The organism is Burkholderia sp. 8Y (assembly GCF_902506145.1).
Classification (GTDB): Bacteria; Pseudomonadota; Gammaproteobacteria; order Burkholderiales; family Burkholderiaceae; genus Caballeronia.
Genome location: NZ_LR733520.1, coordinates 2,122,333 through 2,141,541 on the forward strand (window position 1 = coordinate 2,122,333; position 19,209 = coordinate 2,141,541).

Annotated in this window: 13 protein-coding genes; 2 read left to right on the plus strand and 11 right to left on the minus strand. The window is 62.9% G+C overall.

What is annotated here, in order from left to right:
- Window positions 1-24: 24 nt before the first annotated feature.
- Together GV035_RS20540 and GV035_RS20545 are read right to left on the minus strand one after the other, a co-directional pair.
- A complete protein-coding gene (locus tag GV035_RS20540) occupies window positions 25-1,746 on the minus strand; it encodes an FAD-dependent oxidoreductase (RefSeq protein WP_159836796.1) in 1,722 nt (573 codons plus the stop codon).
- A 105-nt stretch (window positions 1,747-1,851) separates the two neighbouring features.
- Window positions 1,852-2,484, minus strand: a complete 633-nt coding sequence (locus GV035_RS20545) for a DapH/DapD/GlmU-related protein (protein ID WP_159836797.1) — start codon at window positions 2,482-2,484, stop codon at window positions 1,852-1,854.
- Window positions 2,485-2,815: 331 nt separating this feature from the next.
- Here GV035_RS20545 and GV035_RS29165 point away from each other — a divergent pair, with 331 nt between their 5' ends.
- Window positions 2,816-3,286 carry a hypothetical protein gene (locus GV035_RS29165; protein ID WP_201304006.1) on the plus strand — a complete coding sequence of 157 codons (471 nt, stop codon included), beginning with the start codon at window positions 2,816-2,818 and terminating at the stop codon, window positions 3,284-3,286.
- Window positions 3,287-3,347: 61 nt separating this feature from the next.
- Here GV035_RS29165 and GV035_RS20555 read toward each other — a convergent pair whose 3' ends face one another.
- From GV035_RS20555 to GV035_RS20595, 9 genes are all read right to left on the minus strand, one after another.
- A complete protein-coding gene (locus tag GV035_RS20555) occupies window positions 3,348-4,664 on the minus strand; it encodes a glycosyltransferase WbuB (protein ID WP_159836798.1) in 1,317 nt (438 codons plus the stop codon).
- A 180-nt stretch (window positions 4,665-4,844) separates the two neighbouring features.
- Window positions 4,845-5,984: a glycosyltransferase family 4 protein gene (locus GV035_RS20560; protein WP_159836799.1), complete on the minus strand. Its 1,140-nt coding sequence runs from the start codon at window positions 5,982-5,984 to the stop codon at window positions 4,845-4,847.
- 44 nt (window positions 5,985-6,028) lie between these two features.
- The gene (locus tag GV035_RS20565) at window positions 6,029-6,985 is read right to left on the minus strand and encodes a GDP-L-fucose synthase family protein (RefSeq protein WP_159836800.1); all 957 of its coding nucleotides are present in this window, start codon (window positions 6,983-6,985) and stop codon (window positions 6,029-6,031) included.
- A gap of 3 nt (window positions 6,986-6,988) precedes the next feature.
- A complete protein-coding gene (gmd, locus tag GV035_RS20570) occupies window positions 6,989-8,107 on the minus strand; it encodes a GDP-mannose 4,6-dehydratase (RefSeq protein WP_159836801.1) in 1,119 nt (372 codons plus the stop codon).
- A 76-nt stretch (window positions 8,108-8,183) separates the two neighbouring features.
- Window positions 8,184-10,412, minus strand: a complete 2,229-nt coding sequence (locus GV035_RS20575) for a polysaccharide biosynthesis tyrosine autokinase (protein ID WP_159836802.1) — start codon at window positions 10,410-10,412, stop codon at window positions 8,184-8,186.
- Between the two features lie 96 nt (window positions 10,413-10,508).
- Window positions 10,509-11,663: a polysaccharide biosynthesis/export family protein gene (locus GV035_RS20580; RefSeq protein WP_159838111.1), complete on the minus strand. Its 1,155-nt coding sequence runs from the start codon at window positions 11,661-11,663 to the stop codon at window positions 10,509-10,511.
- A 50-nt stretch (window positions 11,664-11,713) separates the two neighbouring features.
- Complete coding sequence (locus tag GV035_RS20585; RefSeq protein WP_159836803.1) at window positions 11,714-13,093, minus strand: undecaprenyl-phosphate glucose phosphotransferase; 1,380 nt, start codon at window positions 13,091-13,093, stop codon at window positions 11,714-11,716.
- A 120-nt stretch (window positions 13,094-13,213) separates the two neighbouring features.
- Window positions 13,214-14,674 (minus strand): mannose-1-phosphate guanylyltransferase/mannose-6-phosphate isomerase, encoded by a 1,461-nt coding sequence (locus GV035_RS20590; protein ID WP_201304053.1) that lies wholly within the window; start codon window positions 14,672-14,674, stop codon window positions 13,214-13,216.
- Window positions 14,675-14,940: 266 nt separating this feature from the next.
- The gene (locus GV035_RS20595; RefSeq protein ID WP_159836805.1) at window positions 14,941-15,966 is read right to left on the minus strand and encodes a GlxA family transcriptional regulator; all 1,026 of its coding nucleotides are present in this window, start codon (window positions 15,964-15,966) and stop codon (window positions 14,941-14,943) included.
- A gap of 1,169 nt (window positions 15,967-17,135) precedes the next feature.
- On the opposite strand from GV035_RS20595, the gene GV035_RS20600 reads away from it, so the two are divergent.
- A complete protein-coding gene (locus tag GV035_RS20600; RefSeq protein WP_236572675.1) occupies window positions 17,136-19,091 on the plus strand; it encodes a hypothetical protein in 1,956 nt (651 codons plus the stop codon).
- Window positions 19,092-19,209: the final 118 nt, after the last annotated feature.

Here is a 19,209-nt window from a genome sequence, read left to right on the forward strand (position 1 = left end):
TCCCCTTTCCCCAAACGCCGGCTGTTACGCCAGGTCTCCCCGCATATGCATTGCCGAAGCCGCCATCGGCACGTCGGCTGGTGTCTCGTTCTTGATCGGCGTGCCGGACGACGTGACGAGCGTGCTGATCGTCTCATCGCCCTTGATGACGCGCCCGAGATGCGCCGCGAGCCTCAACGTCAGCGCCGCGATCGTGATGGTCGGGAAGTTCGCGCCCACGGTCGGGAACACGGAACTGCCCGCCACATACAGGTTGCTCATGCCGTGAATCTTGAGGTTGCGATCCACGACGCCCTGCTTCGGCGAATCGTGCATGCGCGTCGTGCCCATGTGATGCCACGTGCCTTCGAGCTGCGCGGGCCACGGCTTGCCTTCGAGCGGCTCGTCGAGCGTCACGTCGGCCACGCCGCCGCGTTGCAACTCCGTCGCGATATGCGCGACGGTGCGGTCGAACGTCCGCTTCACCAGCTCCGTCACCTGCCAGTTCACCTTCACGCGGTGCATGCCGAGCGAGTCCTTCTGCGCGGACAGCGTCACGCGGCTGTCGCGGTTCGGTTCGGCTTCCACGATCGTCTGAATCTTGACTTCGGTGATGAGCGGACGCGGCTGCAACAGACGCGCGAGACCGAAGCAAGCGGTATCGAGCGGATGCGCGAGCATCGTCATCACATCGCCCGTCATGCTGTAGCCGGGCTGATCCTTCTTGAGCATCGCCTGCTTCGCGCGAATCAGGGCTTCGGAGCCCTTCGTGTTCTCGCCACGAAACACCGAATAGAACCATGCGCGTGCGTTGAGCAGCTTCTCGCGTTCGAGCACTTGCTGCGTCAGCGCGAATTGCGACGAGATGAACGTGCCGTGCGCGGACACCGCCTTGTTCTGATAGTGATACTTGATGTCGTAGAGCTTGTTGCGCGACCATTCCTTCTTGAAGCGCACATTGGCCGACATGATCCGCGGATGATCCATGAAGTAGCGGCCGACGAGATCGTTGCCGTTGCCGATGCCCGCCGTCTGCACCTTGTTCGACGATAGCAAGAGACGCGCGTTCTCGATGCCGCCCGTCGCCAGCACGAATACCTTCGCGCGAATCCCAAAGCGTCGGCCAGACAGCGTGCCCACGTCGATCTTCGTTACCGAGCGCGCGTCGCCATCGGTATCGATGTTGAGCGCGTTGGCGAAGAGGAACACGCGCACGTTCTGCGCGGCCAGCAATTGCTTGCGATACACCTTGCCGAAGCGCACCGGCGGGCTGAACTGCGAGATCGTGTCGCGCACGTTGCCGCTCGGGAACGGATGACGCCGCACGTCCGGCCGATGAATCGCCGCTTCCCAATAGGCCGGGTCGAAGTTGTTCTCGCCGAGCTGGAGCAACGCATGCGTGCGGGCGTAGTAAGGACGCAGTTCGTCGAGGCCGAACGGCCAGCCGCTGTCTGCTACCCAGTCGCGCTTTTCGAAGTCCCACGGGTCGAGCGGGCGGCACCATCCGCCCCAGCAATTGCTGCTGCCGCCGAGAAAGCGGCTACGGCAGCCGTCGGCGAATTCGTAAGGAACCCCAACGTTTTCCCCGCGATACAGGTCGCGCGTTTCGTCGTCGGCACGGTATCCGCCGCTTTCGAGCAGACACGCGTCGATGCCCTGCTTTTCCAGTTCCAGCGCAAGCGTGATCCCCGCCACGCCCGCGCCGACGATGCAAACCGTGGTCTCTATGACTGCGCCTTCCTCGACGCTGCGGCTGTCAATGAACATTCCCCGTGCTCCTTCTTGTTTTCATGCTTAAGCGGTGCCGCAGGATCGCACCGGGGTACGTGTCGCCCCGATCGGATCACTGCGCTCTCGACTGCCAATATCCATTCACGCCGGGAAGCGTTTTCTGATGAAGCGCACCGGATTGCCGCCGTATACGCCTTCCGCCTCCAGCGAGCGATGCACCACCGACTGCGGCGTGACGAGCGCCGAGCGGCCAATGGTGACGCCCATCTGCACGACACACCTGGATGTGATCCAGACGCCGTCCTCGATCACGATCGGTGCGACCTGCAAGTCCATGTTGCCGGCGGCATCGTGCGATCCCGTCGTCAGAAACGTCCCCTGCGAGATGCAGACATTCGAGCCGATGCGAATATCGGTCTGGTTATAAATCCATGCATCGACGCCGAACCAGCAGTTGTCGCCGACACTGAGATTCCACGGCGCTTTCACCCGTATGGGATGCGGCATGCGACAGTTCCTGCCGATGCGCGCGCCGAACGCGCGCAGCAACGCCACGCGCACGAATGAAACCGGTATGAGCTTGTTATTGATGAAGCACGCTTCGACGAAGAACCATACGAGCTCGATGAAAAAGCCACGCTTCGCAACGAAATTGCCTGGGCCTGCGAGCGACAGGTCGATGACCTTGTCGCGTCTCGCGGATGTCTCGCGCGTGCCGTCGAAGCCCGCGTTGCCGGCCGCGCCGATGCCCCGCTCGTCGATCGCTCTGTCCATGGCTCCCCGCCCGTGTCGCTGTCGGCCTGCTGCGACATGCGCGCAGGCGATTCATCGTTGGCCTTGTATTTCGGCGCGCGTTGCTCGCGCGCTCGTCCCGTGTCGTCTCGCTTCTTCGTCTGCGACTGCATACGGTGAACGAATTATCAGCGAACGTTAAAACGCGCCATGTGCGGTGCGGCACGGTTGGCCGTATCGGCAAGACTTTTGGCGCTGGTGGCTGATCCATCACCCTATGCTGAATCTAATGCATCATGCCGCGTGAGATAGCGTACCGATGAGCGCATGCGCGGTCTGTATAACGCTTAACGTAATCAGCCTGGAGAGACCCATGAAACACGAGCTACGCGCGGCGCTCATGCCGCTTCTCATCGCTGCATTGGGGCCATGCGCGCTCGCTGCATCGTCCTTGGCGCATGCGGGCAACTTCGCCGATGCCGCCATCAGCACGAAACAAGCGGGCGGCGGCGCGCCGGGGGAAATGGATCTGCTCGGCAGCCCCGATACCTATAGAGATCCGTATGGCGCACCGACCAACGGCCGGGGCGGACAGCGCGGGCCGATCACCAACGCGCAGACCGCGCAAGGCATCTCGCCGACCGACAAGCTGCTCGCGCAGCAGAATGGATACGTGGGCAATCCGGGCGCGGGCGCGCAGCTTCGGCGCGTTGCGCGCAATGACGATGCAAAAGCGATGCTGATGCCGCAAGGCGCCGCCGCCACGCTTTATCCGACGGCCAATGGCTTGAAGGCGCCGGCCAAAGCTGCGCGGGCGCGAGACATCTACAAGTCGCCTTATTGATCAATGACACGCGGTTATCCGGCGCGTCTTGCATGACGCGCCGGATGACCGGCAAGACTGCTCACTCGATCTTCTCGACCTGCGGCAGGATGGGCGCGCGTTCCGCGATACGCACCATGGAGATGTCGACGGCATCGCTCAAGCGAGTGTCGGCCGTATCGCCGATCAGCGACTTCAGACGTTCTTCGAGCCGCGCGAACACCGACTGCGGCGACAACCGTTCCTGCGCGAAGAGACGCCCTTCCTCGCCGTAACGCGCACGCAGCGCCGGATTGCGAACGAGCATGGTGATGGCATCCGTCAGGGCTTCGACGCTCTCCGGCGGAATGACGACGCCGCGTCCCGATACCGCCTCGTACAACTCGGTTCCCGGCTGCGCCATCGCGACGACTGCGCGCGCACTCGCGAACATGCCCGTGAGTTTCGACGGCATCACGAGGTCGGCCACGTCGCCGCGCTGTGGCAGCACGTGAATGTCCGCGAGATTCAACAGGTCGTTGAGACGCTCGATGGGCTGCAACGAGAGAAAGCGTGTGTTCGGCAGATCAGCGCAACGTTCCTGGAGCTTCTTCCTGGTCGCACCGTTGCCGCAGAACACGAACACGATATCGTCGCGGGCGGCGAGCGCGGCGGCGGCTTCGGCCAGGATTTCGAGACCTTGCTTTGCGCCCATGTTGCCCGAATAGAGCACCACCTTCGTATGCTCGCCGATGCCGAGCTCGCGACGGAAGCTGCTCGGGCCGTCGATCGGGTAGATCGCGGTCGTATCGACCCAGTTCGGGAAATGGAACGCGTTGGCGGGCGCGACGCCCTTTTTCACCGCACGCTCCACCATCTTGTCCGAGATCGACGAGACGACATCGAACCGCTTCATCAGCCAGCGTTCGAATGCGAGCGCGCTACGCGCCGCGCGTGCGTTCTTCAGCAGACCGAGATCGAACGCGGCGTCTACTTCGAAGTCCTGAATATGCAGCCATGATCGCGCGCCGGTCAGGCGGGCGAGCGCCAGTGCGCCCGGCGCATTCATCAGGCTCGGCGCGATCGTCATCACGACATGCGGACGCCACAGGGCATGCATGATGAGCGCGGGCAGCGAGGCCAGCGCGAACGAGCCGAGATGCAGCATGCGCTTAGCACCGCTCGGCTTCTTCGGCACCCACAGCGGCGCGCGCCACAGACGCACGCCCTTGCGCGTTTCGAAGCGATGCCGCCAGCTCGCATAGCCATCGCCGATCTTCCATTCCGGATAGTACGGCGGCGCGCAAACGACGCGCACGTCGTGCCCGTTCTGGGCCAACGCTTCCGCCATTTCCGCCGTGTATTTGCCGGTTCCCGTCAACTCGGGCGCATAGTTCAGCCCGTAGATCAGTATTCTCATGTGGTCCCTCGCCCGACAATCGCGCCCTGAGCCCCGAACGTGCCCTTTCGCCCGCAAAGCGCCAGCCATCGGGACGCGAAGACCGCGACCCAACGGCGTCTTATCCCATCTCTGTTTCCTTCGTCCTCCTTGACGTTTGTCCCGTTGGTGATTTCCGGAAACGACCCAACCGTCACATCTTCAGCTGGTCAGCAACAGCGCGCATCCCCGCGCGATGTTGGCCGCAGCCGAAGGCGGATCGAAACGTTGAATCACGTCGGTACAGCGTTTGGCGACGCCCGCCGTATCGGCGAACGCTTCGAGCGACTTGAGCATCGTCCGATGCAGGCTCGCGACATCGCCTGCGGGGAACGCATAGCCCGACACGCCCTCGACGACCAGTTCCGGCACGCAGCCGCAGCTCTCGCTCACGATCACCGGGCAGCCATGACTCAGCGCCTCGTTGGTCACGAGACCCCACGGTTCGCGCTTGCTCGGCAGCACCATGCACGTCGCGCTGAAATACTCGCGCGAGAGCGGCTCGTCCTGAAGGCTGCCCAGAAAGTGCACGGCCTCTTGCAGTCCCGCTTCCGACACCTGCTTCTTCAGATCATCCCCGAGAGGACCGGTGCCGACTATGCGCAACTCCGCATTCGGCACGCTCTTCCTCAACTGCTTGAACGCATCGACAAGCGTATCTATTCCCTTTTCCGCCGAAAGCCGGCCAACGAACAGAAACACCGGCTTGTTGCCTTGCCGATGCGCAAGGCGATCGTCCACGACCGTCTCCGGCGAAAACGAACGCGGCAGCGCGGCGGCCTGGCACGGAATGAAGATCTTCTCCTGCTTCGCGCCGAGCGACATCAGGTATTCGCGGCTGCGCGTGCCGAATGCGAAGTAGCCGTCGCACAGCGCGAAAAACACACGCTTCGGAATAGACGTCAGCATGCGGCGCGGATTATCGCGTCCGGTCGAATCGCAAAACACGGCGCGGCGCTTTCCGGTCACGATGCACGCTGCCATCATCGCCCAGTATTCCGGGCGGTGATAACCGGGAAGAACCACGAGATCGGACTTGGCCTTGAGCACTTCCCACACGAGGCGCACGGTCATGCGCCACGTCGGCACGTCTTCGTAGCAGCCGCTATAGAGCTTCGTCATCGGGTAGCGGTGATACGAGTAGTCGACATCCGAGAAGCCGATGCGGTCGTGCTCCGTGTCGGCGATCTGCACCATCGAATAACGGATCGAACCGGACCCCGCGATGTTATGCAGCGCCGACAGCACCGCCCCCTTGTGCCGCGACCACACGACGTTATGAAAGATCGTCACTGAAGACATTGTTATTTTCCCTGCAACTGGATGCCAATTGGATGCCGCGCGTTTCAGGCAGCGACGGGCGCCGGCTGCATCGATGCGTAGCGATCAAGGAAGTCGCGATAGGTCGCGCGAATGCCGTCTTCCAGCCCGGTCGACGCCTTCCACCCCATGCCTTCGAGCCGCGACACATCCAGCAGCTTGCGCGGGGTGCCGTCCGGCTTGCTCGCATCGAATACGAGCTCACCCTCGAAGCCCACCACGCGGCAGACGGTATGCGCCAGTTCGCTGATGGTCAGGTCATGGCCGACGCCGACGTTGAATACGCCTTCGTTCACGTCGCTTTCCATGAGGAAGGTCGCTGCATCGGCGAGATCGTCGACGTGCAGGAATTCGCGGCGCGGCGAGCCCGTACCCCACACGGGCAGCGTCGCGTCGCCGCGCAGCTTCGCTTCGTGCGCCTTGCGGATGAGCGCGGGCAGCACGTGGCTGCTCTTCAGGTCGTAGTTGTCGTTCGGGCCGTACAGGTTCGTCGGCATGAGCGAGACGAAGTGCGTGCCGTATTGACGGTTATACGCCTCGCACATCTTGAGACCCGCGATCTTCGCGATGGCATACGCTTCGTTGGTCGGTTCCAGCGCCGATTGCAGGAGGTACTCTTCCTTGATCGGCTGCGGGCACGCCTTCGGATAGATGCACGAGGACCCGAAGAACACGAGCTTCGAAACGTTCCAGCGGCAGGCCGCGTGAATCACGTTCGTTTCGATGGCGAGGTTCTCGTAGATGAACGAGGCGGGCATCGTCGAATTCGCGAGAATGCCGCCGACGCGCGCCGCCGCCAGGAACACGACGTCGATCTGCTCTTCTTCGAAGAACAGGTTCACGCCGCCCTGATCGGTCAGGTCGAGGTGCGCCTTCGTGCGTGTCACGATGTTGTCGTAGCCGGCTGCGCTCAGACGGCGCACGAGCGCCGAGCCCACCATGCCGCGGTGCCCCGCGACGAAAATGCGTGCGTGCTTGTTCATGGCTTACTCGTGATGTTCGAGAGCCTTGAAACCGGCGAGCGTCACGAGGGCATCGCGACGGGCGATCTGATAGTCGGCGCGGACCATTTCCTTCACGAGGGATTCGAAGGACGTGGCCGGCTTCCAGCCGAGCTTGTCATGCGCCTTGGTCGGGTCGCCCAGCAGCGTTTCGACTTCGGTCGGACGGAAGTAGCGCGGATCGACCTTGACGATCACCTGGCCCGGCTTGAACTTGGTGTCGCGGTTGTCGATACGATCGACGATACCCACTTCGTTCACGCCCTCGCCTTCGAAGCGAACGTGCACGCCGAGTTCGGCGGCCGCGTGCTGCACGAATTCGCGCACGCTGTACTGCACGCCGGTGGCGATCACGAAGTCTTCGGCCTGTTCCTGTTGCAGCATCATCCATTGCATCTCGACGTAGTCGCGCGCATGGCCCCAGTCGCGCATGGCGGACAGATTGCCGAGATACAGATCGTCTTGCAGGCCCACCGCCATGCGTGCAATGGCGCGCGTGATCTTGCGCGTCACGAACGTCTCGCCGCGCACCGGCGATTCATGGTTGAACAGAATGCCGTTGCACGCGTACATGCCATACGCTTCGCGGTAGTTCACCGTGATCCAGTAGGCGTAGAGTTTCGCCACGGCATACGGGCTGCGCGGATAGAACGGCGTGGTTTCGCGCTGCGGGATTTCCTGCACGAGACCATACAGTTCCGACGTCGAAGCCTGGTAGAAACGCGTCTTCTTTTCGAGGCCGAGAATGCGGATCGCTTCGAGAATGCGCAGTGCGCCCAGACCGTCCGCGTTGGCGGTGTATTCCGGCTCTTCGAACGACACGCCCACGTGCGATTGCGCCGCCAGGTTGTAGATCTCGTCGGGCATCACGCGCTGGATGATGCGCACGAGACTCGTCGAATCCGTCAGGTCGCCGTGATGCAGGAACAGACGCTGATCCGGATCGTGCGGATCACGATACAGATGATCGATGCGGTCCGTGTTGAAGAGCGAGCTACGGCGCTTGATGCCGTGCACCTCATAACCCTTCTCGAGCAGGAGTTCGGCAAGATACGACCCGTCTTGCCCCGTGATACCCGTGATCAAAGCAACTTTGCGGTCCATGTGTAACCTCTTATTCTGCGGTCTGAAGTTGGCGCGCGGCGACGCGCCATCATTGTTATTTCTGTTTTTGCACGCCTTATTCGGCAATGCTTTCGTAGCCGTAGTAGCCGGCGTAGGTGCTGCCCATCAGGATCTTCGATTGCGGAACGTCGGTGAGCAGCACGCCCTTCATGCTCACGCCGCCGTGATGCAGGCGCTTCATCGTCTCGCCGATTTCCTGCACCTGGTTCTTGCCGTGCCGCACGACGAGCAGGCTCGTGCCCGCATGCTTGCCGATCACCGTCGCGTCAGTGACAGCCAGCACCGGCGGCGTATCGACGACCACGAGGTCATACATCTGCTTGAGCTGGTCCAGCACTTCGCCGAGACGATCGCTCGCGAGCAGTTCCGACGGATGCGACGGCAGCGAGCCCTTGGTGATGAGGTCCACGCCCGGGAGCACATCATGCAGAATCGCGCTCGACACGTCCGCGCCCATCAGCACATCCGAAAGGCCCGGCGAATGACGCACGCCGAAGTGCGAGTGAATGTCGCCGCGACGCATGTCGCCATCGATCAGGAGTACGCGCTTTCTCGTGGATGCAACGAGCGTCGCGAGGTTCACCGACAGGAACGATTTGCCCGCTTCCGGACGCGAGCCCGTGAGCATCACCACGTTGTTGCGCGCATCGGCCATTTGCAGTTGCAGCGACGTGCGCAGGCCGCGAATGCCTTCCACCGCTGCATCTTCCGGCGCTTGCGCGGCCAGGACGTGCAACCCTTCGCGACGCATGCCGACCTTGCGTTGCAGGCGCAGTTGCTGCGTGCTGCGCGGCACGATGGCGAACACACGCACGCCGAGCTGCTTTTCGATCTCTTCCGGACGCTCCACGCCGCCATACAGCGACTTGCGGATGAACGCGACGATCACGCCGAGCACGAGGCCCACGCCAGCCGAAATCAGGATCACGAGCACGCGCTTCGGACGGACGGGATCATCGGCGGCCTGTGCGTAGTCCACCACGCGCACGTTGCCGATCTGCCCTGCCTTCGCGATGCGCAGTTGTTGCGCGCTGTTGAGCAGGTTCGTGTACAGCTCGGTGTTCACACGCACGTCACGCAGATAACGCAGTGCCGTTTGCTCCGTATCGGGCAGCGTCGAGACGTTCTTGCCGAGGCGCGTCTGCGCACCGGTCAACGCTGCGATCTGCGCATCGAGAGCCTGCACCGAGGGATGATTCGGCGTGAAGCGTTGCGACAGTTCCGCGCGTTGCTGTTGCAGGTCCGTGAGCTTGGTTTTGTTATCGACGATCTGTTGCAGCAACAGACGGCTTTCCTCGCTTAAGTCCACCGTGCCCTGATGATTGCGGAACGTGTTGTAGCGTTGTTCTGCATCGTCGAGCTGCTTCTTCAGGACAGGCAGTTGCTGATCCAGAAACGCGAGCGTGTGTTCCGCTTCGGCCGAACGCTTGTCCGCATCCTGCTGCACGTAGCGGTTCGCGATGTTGTTGACGATCTGCGCGACTTCCTTCGAATTGCGCCCTTCCAGGCTCACGCTGATGATGCCCGATTGCAGCGCCGTCTCAGCAACCGTCAGGCGCTGCTGGAGATTGTCGATGGTCGTGAGCGTCGAGAAGCGTTGCAGGTCGAACTGCACGCCAGGCGCGCCCACCAGCTTGTCCACCTTGAGCTTGATCGGGCCTTGCGCCGTCATACCGGTGGCTTGCTCGCCGACCTTGCCCGTGAGCACCGCGACGCCTTCCGGATCGTTCAGCGCATACATGCCGTTCTCGCCGGCAACGAGCGTGAACTTCTGGTCGTAGAGTTCCTTCGGCGTGTCGAAGAGCGGCACGCTGATCTGTTCATTGCCCCATGCGAAGCGCGACAGGTAGCCTGCGGGCGGCGTCATGTTCAGCATCGAGAACACGCTGCCGACCGCACCGCCGATGACCGGAATGGAATGCGGCGCGGCGCTGATGTCGAGATGCAGGCGGCGCACCGTGTCGTCGACGACGAGGCGCGAACGCAGCAGTTCGATCTGCGCGGCGGTGGTCGATTTGCCATCGAACATCTGCGAGACGGCTTGCACCGCGTTCGCATTCGCGTTGGCGTTGTTGTTCGCGTTGGTCTCTTCGACCTGAATGAGGGCGTCCGCTTTGTAGGTCGGCGGCGCGATGAATGCGTAGGCCGTCCCCAGCGCGACCACCGCGAGCATGACGACCGTCACGAGTTTCCAGTTGCCGAATACGGCAGCCAGATAGTCGGATAATCGCAACTCGTCGCCGGTCGAGACGTCCGAGTAGCGTGCATCAAAGTTCATGGCCATGGTCTCGCTCGCTTATTTCTTTGAAGGTCACACAAGGTAGCCGGCGCGCCCCTGCGCGCCGGTGATACTGCAAGAATCTAAGACTTGCTTCTGCTCTTACTTGGTGATGACGGCTGCCGTCAGACCGGCGTTGATGGCCGGCAACAGCAGGTTCAGGACACGGCTGAAGCGGACGAGCCCGTTGTTGTCCACGTACACCACGTCCTTCGGCTGCAGCTCGAAGCTGTTCGCGAGCAACATGGACACCGGGGAACGCGCATCGAGCTTGTACACCTCGGGGTTGTCCGTCTGTCCGTTGCGAATGACGTACAGCTCCTTCGGATCCGACGTCTCGGCGTTGAAGCTGCCGGCCTGCGAGATCGCATCCGAGAGCGTCAGCTTGCCGTTGCGCATCGGGATCACGGTCGCCGGCTTCGTCACTTCGCCCATCACGTACACGCCGTTGTCTTCACGGGAGTCGATGCGCAATGCATCGCCGCCCTTCAGCATGATGTCCGCCGGGTTGCGGCCCTTCGCGGTCATTCCAGCGATGTTGATGTGATACGTCACACCATCACGGATAAGCGTGACACGACTTTGATCCGCCGTTGGTGCGAAACCGCCCGCACGGCCGATGGCTTCGGTCAGCGTCATCGGAATGTCGTTGATCTGCTGCGATCCCGGCGTGCGAACTTCACCGTCGATGTAGACCTGTTGCGCACGGAACGATGCGACGCGCACCGTCAGTTGCGGCTTCACGAATACTTTGGACAACTCGTTATACAGCTCGCGCTGCACTTGCGTTTCGGTCTTGCCCGCGACATGGATCGGGCGGTTCACGTACGGGAACTGCAGATTGCCGTCGGCATCGACCACGAAGCCGGGTGCGGCATCCGCGGGACGCGTCTGCTGCGCCGGCTGGCCAACCGCGGCCACGAGTTCCGGGTGATCCCATACCGTGATCTGCAGCACGTCGCCCGGTCCGAGCGTGTAGGCGCGCGGCTTGCCATACAGGCTCGCGTTCGGATCGGCCGAGACGACAGGCTGCGCCGCCTTCAACTTCCGCACGAGCGAGAGATCGATCGGCGTGATCGGAATGTTCACGGCCGAAGTCGTGTCGCCCTGGTCGTTGGACGTTTCGGCGAGCGCGGCCGGCTTTTCCATGTGCATGCCAGGCGCAAGCGCGCAGCCCGCGAAGATGACGCAGAGTGAAGCGGCCGCTGCCAGGCTCGAGAGCCGGAAAACGCCCGACACGTTCGTATTGGCGGCCATGGATGTGGTGCCCGGTTGTTGTTGGTTGTGCATGATGGTCGTCCCCTGCATCAATATGCGTTGGTGTGGCGTAGTCCCTTGAAGATCGTAGCGGCGATGATTCTCATATCGAGTCCGAACGACCAATTACCGAGGTAGTACAAATCGTGAGCGACGCGTCCTTCCATTTTTTCGATCAAATCAGTTTCCCCGCGAAAGCCGTTGACCTGGGCCCAGCCGGTGATGCCCGGCTTGATCCGGTAACGATGGATATACCCCGACACGACCTTCTGATACAGGTCGTCATGTTCCAGTGCGTGCGGACGCGGACCCACGACCGACATGTCGCCGAGCAGAACGTTGAAGAACTGCGGCAGCTCATCGAGGCTGGTACGGCGCAGAAATGCTCCGACACGGGTCACGCGCGGATCGTTGCGCGTGGCCTGGCGAAGCACGCCGGCCTGTTCCGTATGCACACGCATGGAACGGAACTTGTAGATCTTGAAGACGCGGCCATCCGCGCCCTTGCGACGTTGCTTGAACAACACCGGGCCGCGCGACGTGAGCTTGATCGCAATCGCGATGGTGATGAGCAGCGGCGAGACGGCGATGATCGCAAGCAGCGCGAACAGGCGGTCGAAGATCTCCTTCTGCAGCAGCGCGCTTTGCGACAGCGGCGAGGCCACGAGGTTGATCGCCGTTTCGCCGAGCAGATCCGTCACGCCCGCTTCGAAGAGCGCGAGGCTGCGCACATCGGGAATAAAGCGCACGTTGACGAGATCGTCGCGGAACTCATTCACGAAGCGCAGGATGGTGCGCTCCTCCGACAGCGGCAACGCGAGCCACACTTCATGCACGTTCTGCGTGCGCACGAAGTTCACGAACGCGTCGTGGTCTTCGTACACCGGAACGCGCGTGTTGAGCCTGCCCGCTTCCGGCGCCACATTCAGCGCCGCACTCGCACGAAAGCCCGCGTTCTTCGCACTGTCGAGCTTCTTCACGATGGAGTTGCAATGCCTGCCGCAACCCACGATGGCCACCTGATGCAGGTTCATGCCCGCGTTGCGCATGCGCGCCAGCACGACGTGCATGGCGAGCCGGCCCGCGATCATGAGGCCGCCCGACACCGCCGTCCAATAGGCGAACCACAGACGCGACACGTAGTCCAGGCGATGCAGCGAGAACATGAGCGCAAGCGCGCAGCCCTGCACCACGAGCCAGCCAAGCGACACCTGGCAGGCGAGCATCACCTTGCTGCGGCCGCGCCATGATTCATAGACGCCGAAGCCGGGAAACAGCGCAAGCGAGAACGCCGCCGCGAACGCGACGAACGCTGCCGAATACGCATGTGCCACTATGTACTCGAACCTGATCTGCGACGCCACCGCCGCGCCGCCGACGATCATGGCGACGTCGAACAGGCGCGCGAGCAACCCTTGTAAATCGCGCATGTCTATTCCCCGAACGATTCAACTTGCAAACAAACCTACCTTTGTCTCCTCCTCGCATGCCGGTCTTGGTGTGATGCCTGCCGTTGCAAGAAAGCTGTCTCACTGCCCCCGAAGCACTGCTCAGTTGCGGCCGTACTTATCGTCGAAACGCACGATGTCGTCCTCGCCGAGATAGCTGCCCGACTGCACTTCGATGATCTCGAGCGGCACCTTGCCCGGGTTTTCCAGGCGATGCCGCACGCCGAGCGGAATGAACGTGGATTCGTTCTCGCTCAGCAGGAACTCTTCTTCGCCGCGCGTGACGAGCGCCGTGCCGCACACGACGATCCAGTGTTCCGCGCGATGGTGATGCATCTGCAGCGACAGGCGCGCGCCCGGCGCGACGACGATGCGCTTCACCTGGAAGCGGTCGCCATGCTCGATGGAGTCATAAAAGCCCCACGGGCGGCGCACCTTGCGATGCGTGTCCGCTTCGGGCGCATGCTGTTCGCGGATGCGCGCGACGAGACCCTTGATGTCCTGCACGCGCGAACGGTCCGCGACGAGCACCGCGTCATCCGTTTCGACGACGATGATGTTGGTCGTGCCCACGCAGGCGACGAGACGTCCGCCTTCCGAGCGCGCGTAGCTCGAGGTCGCGCCTTCGAACACCACGCGGCCGCTCGCCACGTTGCCCGAATCGTCCTTGTCCATTGCGTCCCACACCGCGTCCCACGAGCCGAGATCGGACCAGCCCGCGACGAGCGGCACCACGACGCCTTCGCACGGCGCGCTTGCCGTGCCGATGTGCTCCATTACCGCATAGTCGATTGAGTCGGAGGGCGCGCGGCTGAACTCGCCCGCGTGCGGACGGAAGAACTTGCCGTCGTCCTGGCCTTCGCCGAGGGCCGCGCGGCAGGCCGCGTGCATGTCGGCGTTGAGCGTTTGCAGCGCGGAGAGCCACACGCTCGCGCGCACCACGAAGATGCCGCTGTTCCACCAGTACGTGCCGGCCGCGACGTATTGCGCGGCGACTTCGGCGGCGGGCTTCTCGACGAAACGCTCGATCTGGTGCGCGCCGTCCTCCAGCGCATCGCCGAGGCGGATATAGCCGAACCCGGTGTCGGGGCGCGTCGGCGGAATGCCGAGCGTCGCGATCATGCCGCGCTCGGCGTAACCCGCCGCGATCTCGATGGCGCGATGCAGTGCCGGGATATCCGCGATGGAGTGATCGGCGGGCATCGCCACCATGATCGCGTCGTGGCCGTCCTTGCATGCGGCGAGTGCCGCGAGCGTGAGCGCGGGCGCCGTATCGCGGCGTGCCGGCTCGACGATGATCTGCGCGCTGACGCCGCTTTCGCGCGTCTGCTCTTCCGTCGTGAAGCGATGCTCCTCGCCGCACACGATGATCGGCTCGGCGCTGACATCGAAGCCGCCCTTGAAGCCTTTCATGCGCGAGACGGTCGCCTGCAAAAGCGAATCGCGGCCGACAATGCCGATCAACTGCTTGGGAAACTGCTCACGGGACATCGGCCACAGGCGCGTGCCCGAGCCGCCGGCGAGAATGACCGGCACGAGCCGGCGGCACGGCTCGGCCGTCATGGCCGAGCCCGCCTCCACATCGCTCCTGCCCACCACCACCTCACCTTCCGTGCGTGCCTCATTGCTCATCGTAGGACTCCTGCCTGCATGTTCGTGTGCGCGGCGCTGTCTGCCAGCTGCCGCCCGAGAATGATTGGCCCGCGGACCAAGATAGTCCGGCCAAATGTTCGACGCTTTGCGCCATCCCTGTCCGCTATCCCACACACAGGGCGACGCGCATTCTTGTGACCTTCGACCTTCTGTCTCCTGCCATGCCGTGCCGCGCTTCAGCCGTTGGCTTCGCGCCGGCTCTGCATCCGGTATTCGGTCGGCGAAATCAGAAGACGCTTGCGGAAAATCTTGGCGAGCCGGTCGCCGTTGCCCATGCCGCTGCGCCGCGCGATCTTGTCCACCGGCAGTTCGGAGTCGGTGAGCAGCGCGCACGTCACGGCAAGGCGTGCCTGCAGCAAATAATCCGATGGCGTGATGCCCATCTCGATCTTGAAGCGGCGCAGGAAGTTGCGTTCGCTCATCGCGGCGACCTGCGCGGCATCGACCACGGAAATGGGCCGCTCGCAGTTGTCCTGGAGCCAGCGCGCCGCCGCGCGAATCTTGTCGCCCGCGGATGCCGCGCCGCTGTCGCCGAGAATCGACACGAGCTTCGCGGCGGAGCCCGGCATCAGGCGTTCGGCGACACTGCGCGATACGTCGAGGCCGAGGTCGCGCTTGACGATCATGAGCGCGCCCTTCATCGACTCATAGCGGTCGCCGCCGTCGGCTGCAGGATCGTCGCGAAGCTGGATCATCGCGTTGCCGTAGCGCGTCTGCGCTTCGCCCGCGATGCCTGCGATCACCGCGCTGCCTGCGCTCCCGATGCCCGCGGCTTCCAGCACCTTGCGGCCCTCGGAGATCGCCTTCACGACCGTGGTCTTCGAGTTCATGCGGCGCACCCATTCGACGATGCGCTCGTCCTTCGCGGCTTCCTCGGCGCCGCGGCCGCCCGCGACGAAGAGCGCGTCGAAGCCGCCGTAGTGGCGCGCGTCGAGTCCGTCGGTCCACACGCGCACCGACGAGGCGCAAGCCACGTTGCCGCCTTCGACCGACAGGAATCGCACGTCGTAGGTGCACTCGGCGCGCGTCTTCAGCGACGAGAGTTCGTTTGCCATGTGAAACACTTCAGCGACGATTCCCGCGCCCAGAAGCGAGAATCCGTCGAACAGCAAAATCGCGATGCGTTTCAACTCGACCTGCGACGGTCGCGTCGAGGGAGGTGTCCAACCCATCACAGCGGGTTCGAGAGTGGCGTAAGGCATGGTCATCCTCTGCAGCTTTGTTTCCAGGGTGCGGAAGAGTTACTCGGCCATTGCATTGCATCAAGGCGTTTCCCGAACTTCGCCGGGTTGCCGTGACCGATGGGAACGAGACGTTGGCGGAATCGGTCCGCTGGTGTGAATAATAAGCAGACAATGCTTATTTGTGGGCTGATTTTCGCGCCTGAACCACAAAACCTGTCTGGTTATGAGGGTGAGCGCACATTGATAACCCCGCTCGAATCCAGATGACCGCTCTCTTCAAAGCGGATCGGAAAAGAATTGCCGATTCGTCATACAAACGGTTACACGATTCTTTGATGCAGTGTAAATACGGTTCTGTGCGATGGGACACCGACCTCCCCGGAAAGCCTCGCTGGACGGCCCTGCGCGGGTTTGCGGTCTATCGGCGCGCGAGAGCCGGCTGACTAAACTGATACATCGGTGAAACATCAGATGAGATGACAAGCCGCCGATGTATCGCCAGAATCGGCAAATCTAGGTTTATGTGCTGCGAGTCCCGAACATTTACTCTGCGCTTATCGGGCAACGCATTTAATGCCGGTTTAACGCCGCGATTAATCCAATCATGTTTTGAATAAGGCTACGAAAATAAAAAGCGATCACTCGTTAAAATGCACGGCGATTAATTATTAACCGACATAATCCAGCGCGTGCCAATGCGCTTTCATGCTGCGGCGCAATAGACGCCGTTCGCCCCAAAGCGGCGCGCAGGCGGGGCCTCGCGGACCGGACATTTCCGCCACGCGCTAGCCGTTTGCGGCGTCGCACGGCAAAAGAATTAAACGGCGCACGATCACGCGAGGTGCAGTAATTGTCGGGTGAAAGCAGTCAGTTTGTCGGACGGATAAGGTCGTTCGCGAAACGCAGCGAGAAGTTGGCAGCCGCTTAAGAAATGATCGGTCAGGTTTTCCGAAATCGGCGGAAAGGGCAGTACTCCGCAGCGATCGCCTCGGCGGCGCGTCCTGTTTCACTTCTGATATGTGAGCCGCCAGCGAATCGGACAGATGGACGCGGCACGTCCTGCATTCATCCGACGAAGGCCATCCCCGCGTGCGGACGCGCACGGTCCTGCGTGCGCGCGGAAGCGATCGTTGTTCACATCACGGGCGGCGTGATCCGCCCTCTTCCATTACTCGAACGGTCGTACGATGAACCGATACCCGCGCGTGCGCCGCCTGACGATAGCGAGCGCCGCCCTCCTCACGATCACCGGCTGCGACAAGGCGACCTCCGACGAAGCCTCGCCACGCGAGCTGCCTGCGCTCGCCGTTCAGCGCACGGCGTCCGATACGCCCGCGCTTCGCTGCGAGCCGCCCGCATCGCCTGTTAGCGCGACGGCGAGCACGACTGCGAACGCCGCCATGATCGAGGCCGACACGCCCGGCAGCGACGGCACTCGCATGTTCGCGCTGAACGCGCCGCTGCGCATCGCGATCACGACGCGCGCCACATCCGCCGATACCGTCGACTGGCAGATCCGCGACGCGTGGAACACGGTGAAAGCGAGCGGCCGCTTCGCCGTCGATGCGAAACCCGCGACGGTCACGCTCACGTGCAAGTCGCAAGCGGCGGGCTACTTCGCGGTGAGCGCATCGCTCGAATCGGGGAAGCGCGCGTTGCCGATGCGCGGCACGCGGCCCGCCGGCATCGCGACGTTCGGCGTGTTGCCCGATGTGTCGTCCGCATTGCCCGCCGTGACGTTCGCGCATCCGGACGCGCATCGGTTCGGCGGCCAGGGCGCGGCGTATCTGAAGCCGGGCGAAGCATGCTGCTCGGGCGACGGCTACCGTCCGCTGTATCCGGACCTGGGCCTCGCGTGGGTCAACGACAACCGCAACTGGTACATGACCGAAGAGAAAGCGCCGAACACCTTCGACGCAGCGAAGGACAATCTCGCGCCCTTCTTCAAGCCCGGCGATCTCCTGCGCCTCATTCAGCTCGACGGCATCCCCGCATGGGCGAGCCCGACGAAGACGCCCACGCACAGCTACGCGCCCGTATCGCTCGATGCGTACCGCGACTACATGAAGCGCGTCGGCGAAGAATCGAATGCGGTACGCAAGCGGTGGTTCCCGCGACAGACGCACAACTACTATCAGGTGACGTGGGAGCCGGACTATGAAGGCGGCTTGCCGTGGCGCGATTCGGACGCCAGTCTCGTCGCGATGTACAAAGCCACGCACGAGGCCATCCATGCAGGCGATCCCAACGCGGTGGTGATGGGGCTCACGCTCTCGAACCTCGCGTCGAATGCGGCGTGGCTCAAGCGTCTCGCGCCGCTTGGCATCGGCAAGTATCTGGATGGCGTGAGCGCGCATGGCTATTACGACGTGGGCACGTCGCCGTCGCATCCGCCGGAACGCTTCGACGCGAATCCGGCCACAGCCGCCAAGGCGATGCCCGCCGCGATGCGCGAGCTGCGCCGCACGATGAGCGATGTCGTGAAGCCGGGCGCGAAGCTCTTGGTCACGGAGACGGGCGTGAGCTACGACATCGGCAGCAAGTACGGGCCGAATACGCCGAACTGGAACGTGCTGTATGCGCAAGGCGCGGTGGTCGCGCGCACGCATCTGATGCTGCTCGGCGAAGGCGCGGACGTGAGCTTCGTCTTCTATACCGCCGATCCGCCCGAAGTGGGCTACGGCGTGTTCTTCGATCTCGTCAACGCAGAAGGTGGATACGGTCAGAAGGACATCAGCCCGAAGCCCGCCGCGATGGCCGTGGCCGCGATGACGCGCATCATCGACGGCACGACGACGCTCGGTTACGTCAACGGCACGCCCAAGGGCGTCTATGCGTATGCGTTTCAGCGGCTCAATGGCGGCAAGGTAGTCACGGCGCTCTGGACGCATAGCAACGCGTCATGGCCGGGCGCGAACGGCTTCGACGCGGCGCATGCGGTGAACTACAGCCTCGCCGTGGATGCAGCGGGAAAGTCGGGAACGGTGACGGTATTCGACATGATGGGCAACGCATCGACGATGCCGTATCGCGACGGCCGCGTGGCGCTCACGCTGAGCGAAGCGCCGGTCTACGTCGTCTCCGCCAACGCCGATGTCATGCGCCAGAACGTCACGAAACCAGCGGGCTATGTGGGCCAATAAGCGGGCCAATAAGTCGATGGCACGACTAAGCGATCTTTAGTCGTATAACACCAGTGCTGCGGCGGCCTGCCGCATGCACCCTCACGCTACACTGATCGCGCCGGGCTGACAGGGTTCA

Bases quoted from the DNA above. Each gene is read 5' to 3' on its own strand.
- GV035_RS20540 (WP_159836796.1), bottom strand. From the start codon at position 1,746: ATGTTCATTGACAGCCGCAGCGTCGAGGAAGGCGCAGTCATAGAGACC.
- GV035_RS20545 (WP_159836797.1), bottom strand. From the start codon at position 2,484: ATGGACAGAGCGATCGACGAGCGGGGCATCGGCGCGGCCGGCAACGCG.
- GV035_RS29165 (WP_201304006.1), top strand. From the start codon at position 2,816: ATGAAACACGAGCTACGCGCGGCGCTCATGCCGCTTCTCATCGCTGCA.
- GV035_RS20555 (WP_159836798.1), bottom strand. From the start codon at position 4,664: ATGAGAATACTGATCTACGGGCTGAACTATGCGCCCGAGTTGACGGGA.
- GV035_RS20560 (WP_159836799.1), bottom strand. From the start codon at position 5,984: ATGTCTTCAGTGACGATCTTTCATAACGTCGTGTGGTCGCGGCACAAG.
- GV035_RS20565 (WP_159836800.1), bottom strand. From the start codon at position 6,985: ATGAACAAGCACGCACGCATTTTCGTCGCGGGGCACCGCGGCATGGTG.
- gmd (WP_159836801.1), bottom strand. From the start codon at position 8,107: ATGGACCGCAAAGTTGCTTTGATCACGGGTATCACGGGGCAAGACGGG.
- GV035_RS20575 (WP_159836802.1), bottom strand. From the start codon at position 10,412: ATGGCCATGAACTTTGATGCACGCTACTCGGACGTCTCGACCGGCGAC.
- GV035_RS20580 (WP_159838111.1), bottom strand. From the start codon at position 11,663: ATGGCCGCCAATACGAACGTGTCGGGCGTTTTCCGGCTCTCGAGCCTG.
- GV035_RS20585 (WP_159836803.1), bottom strand. From the start codon at position 13,093: ATGCGCGATTTACAAGGGTTGCTCGCGCGCCTGTTCGACGTCGCCATG.
- GV035_RS20590 (WP_201304053.1), bottom strand. From the start codon at position 14,674: ATGACGGCCGAGCCGTGCCGCCGGCTCGTGCCGGTCATTCTCGCCGGC.
- GV035_RS20595 (WP_159836805.1), bottom strand. From the start codon at position 15,966: ATGCCTTACGCCACTCTCGAACCCGCTGTGATGGGTTGGACACCTCCC.
- GV035_RS20600 (WP_236572675.1), top strand. From the start codon at position 17,136: ATGAACCGATACCCGCGCGTGCGCCGCCTGACGATAGCGAGCGCCGCC.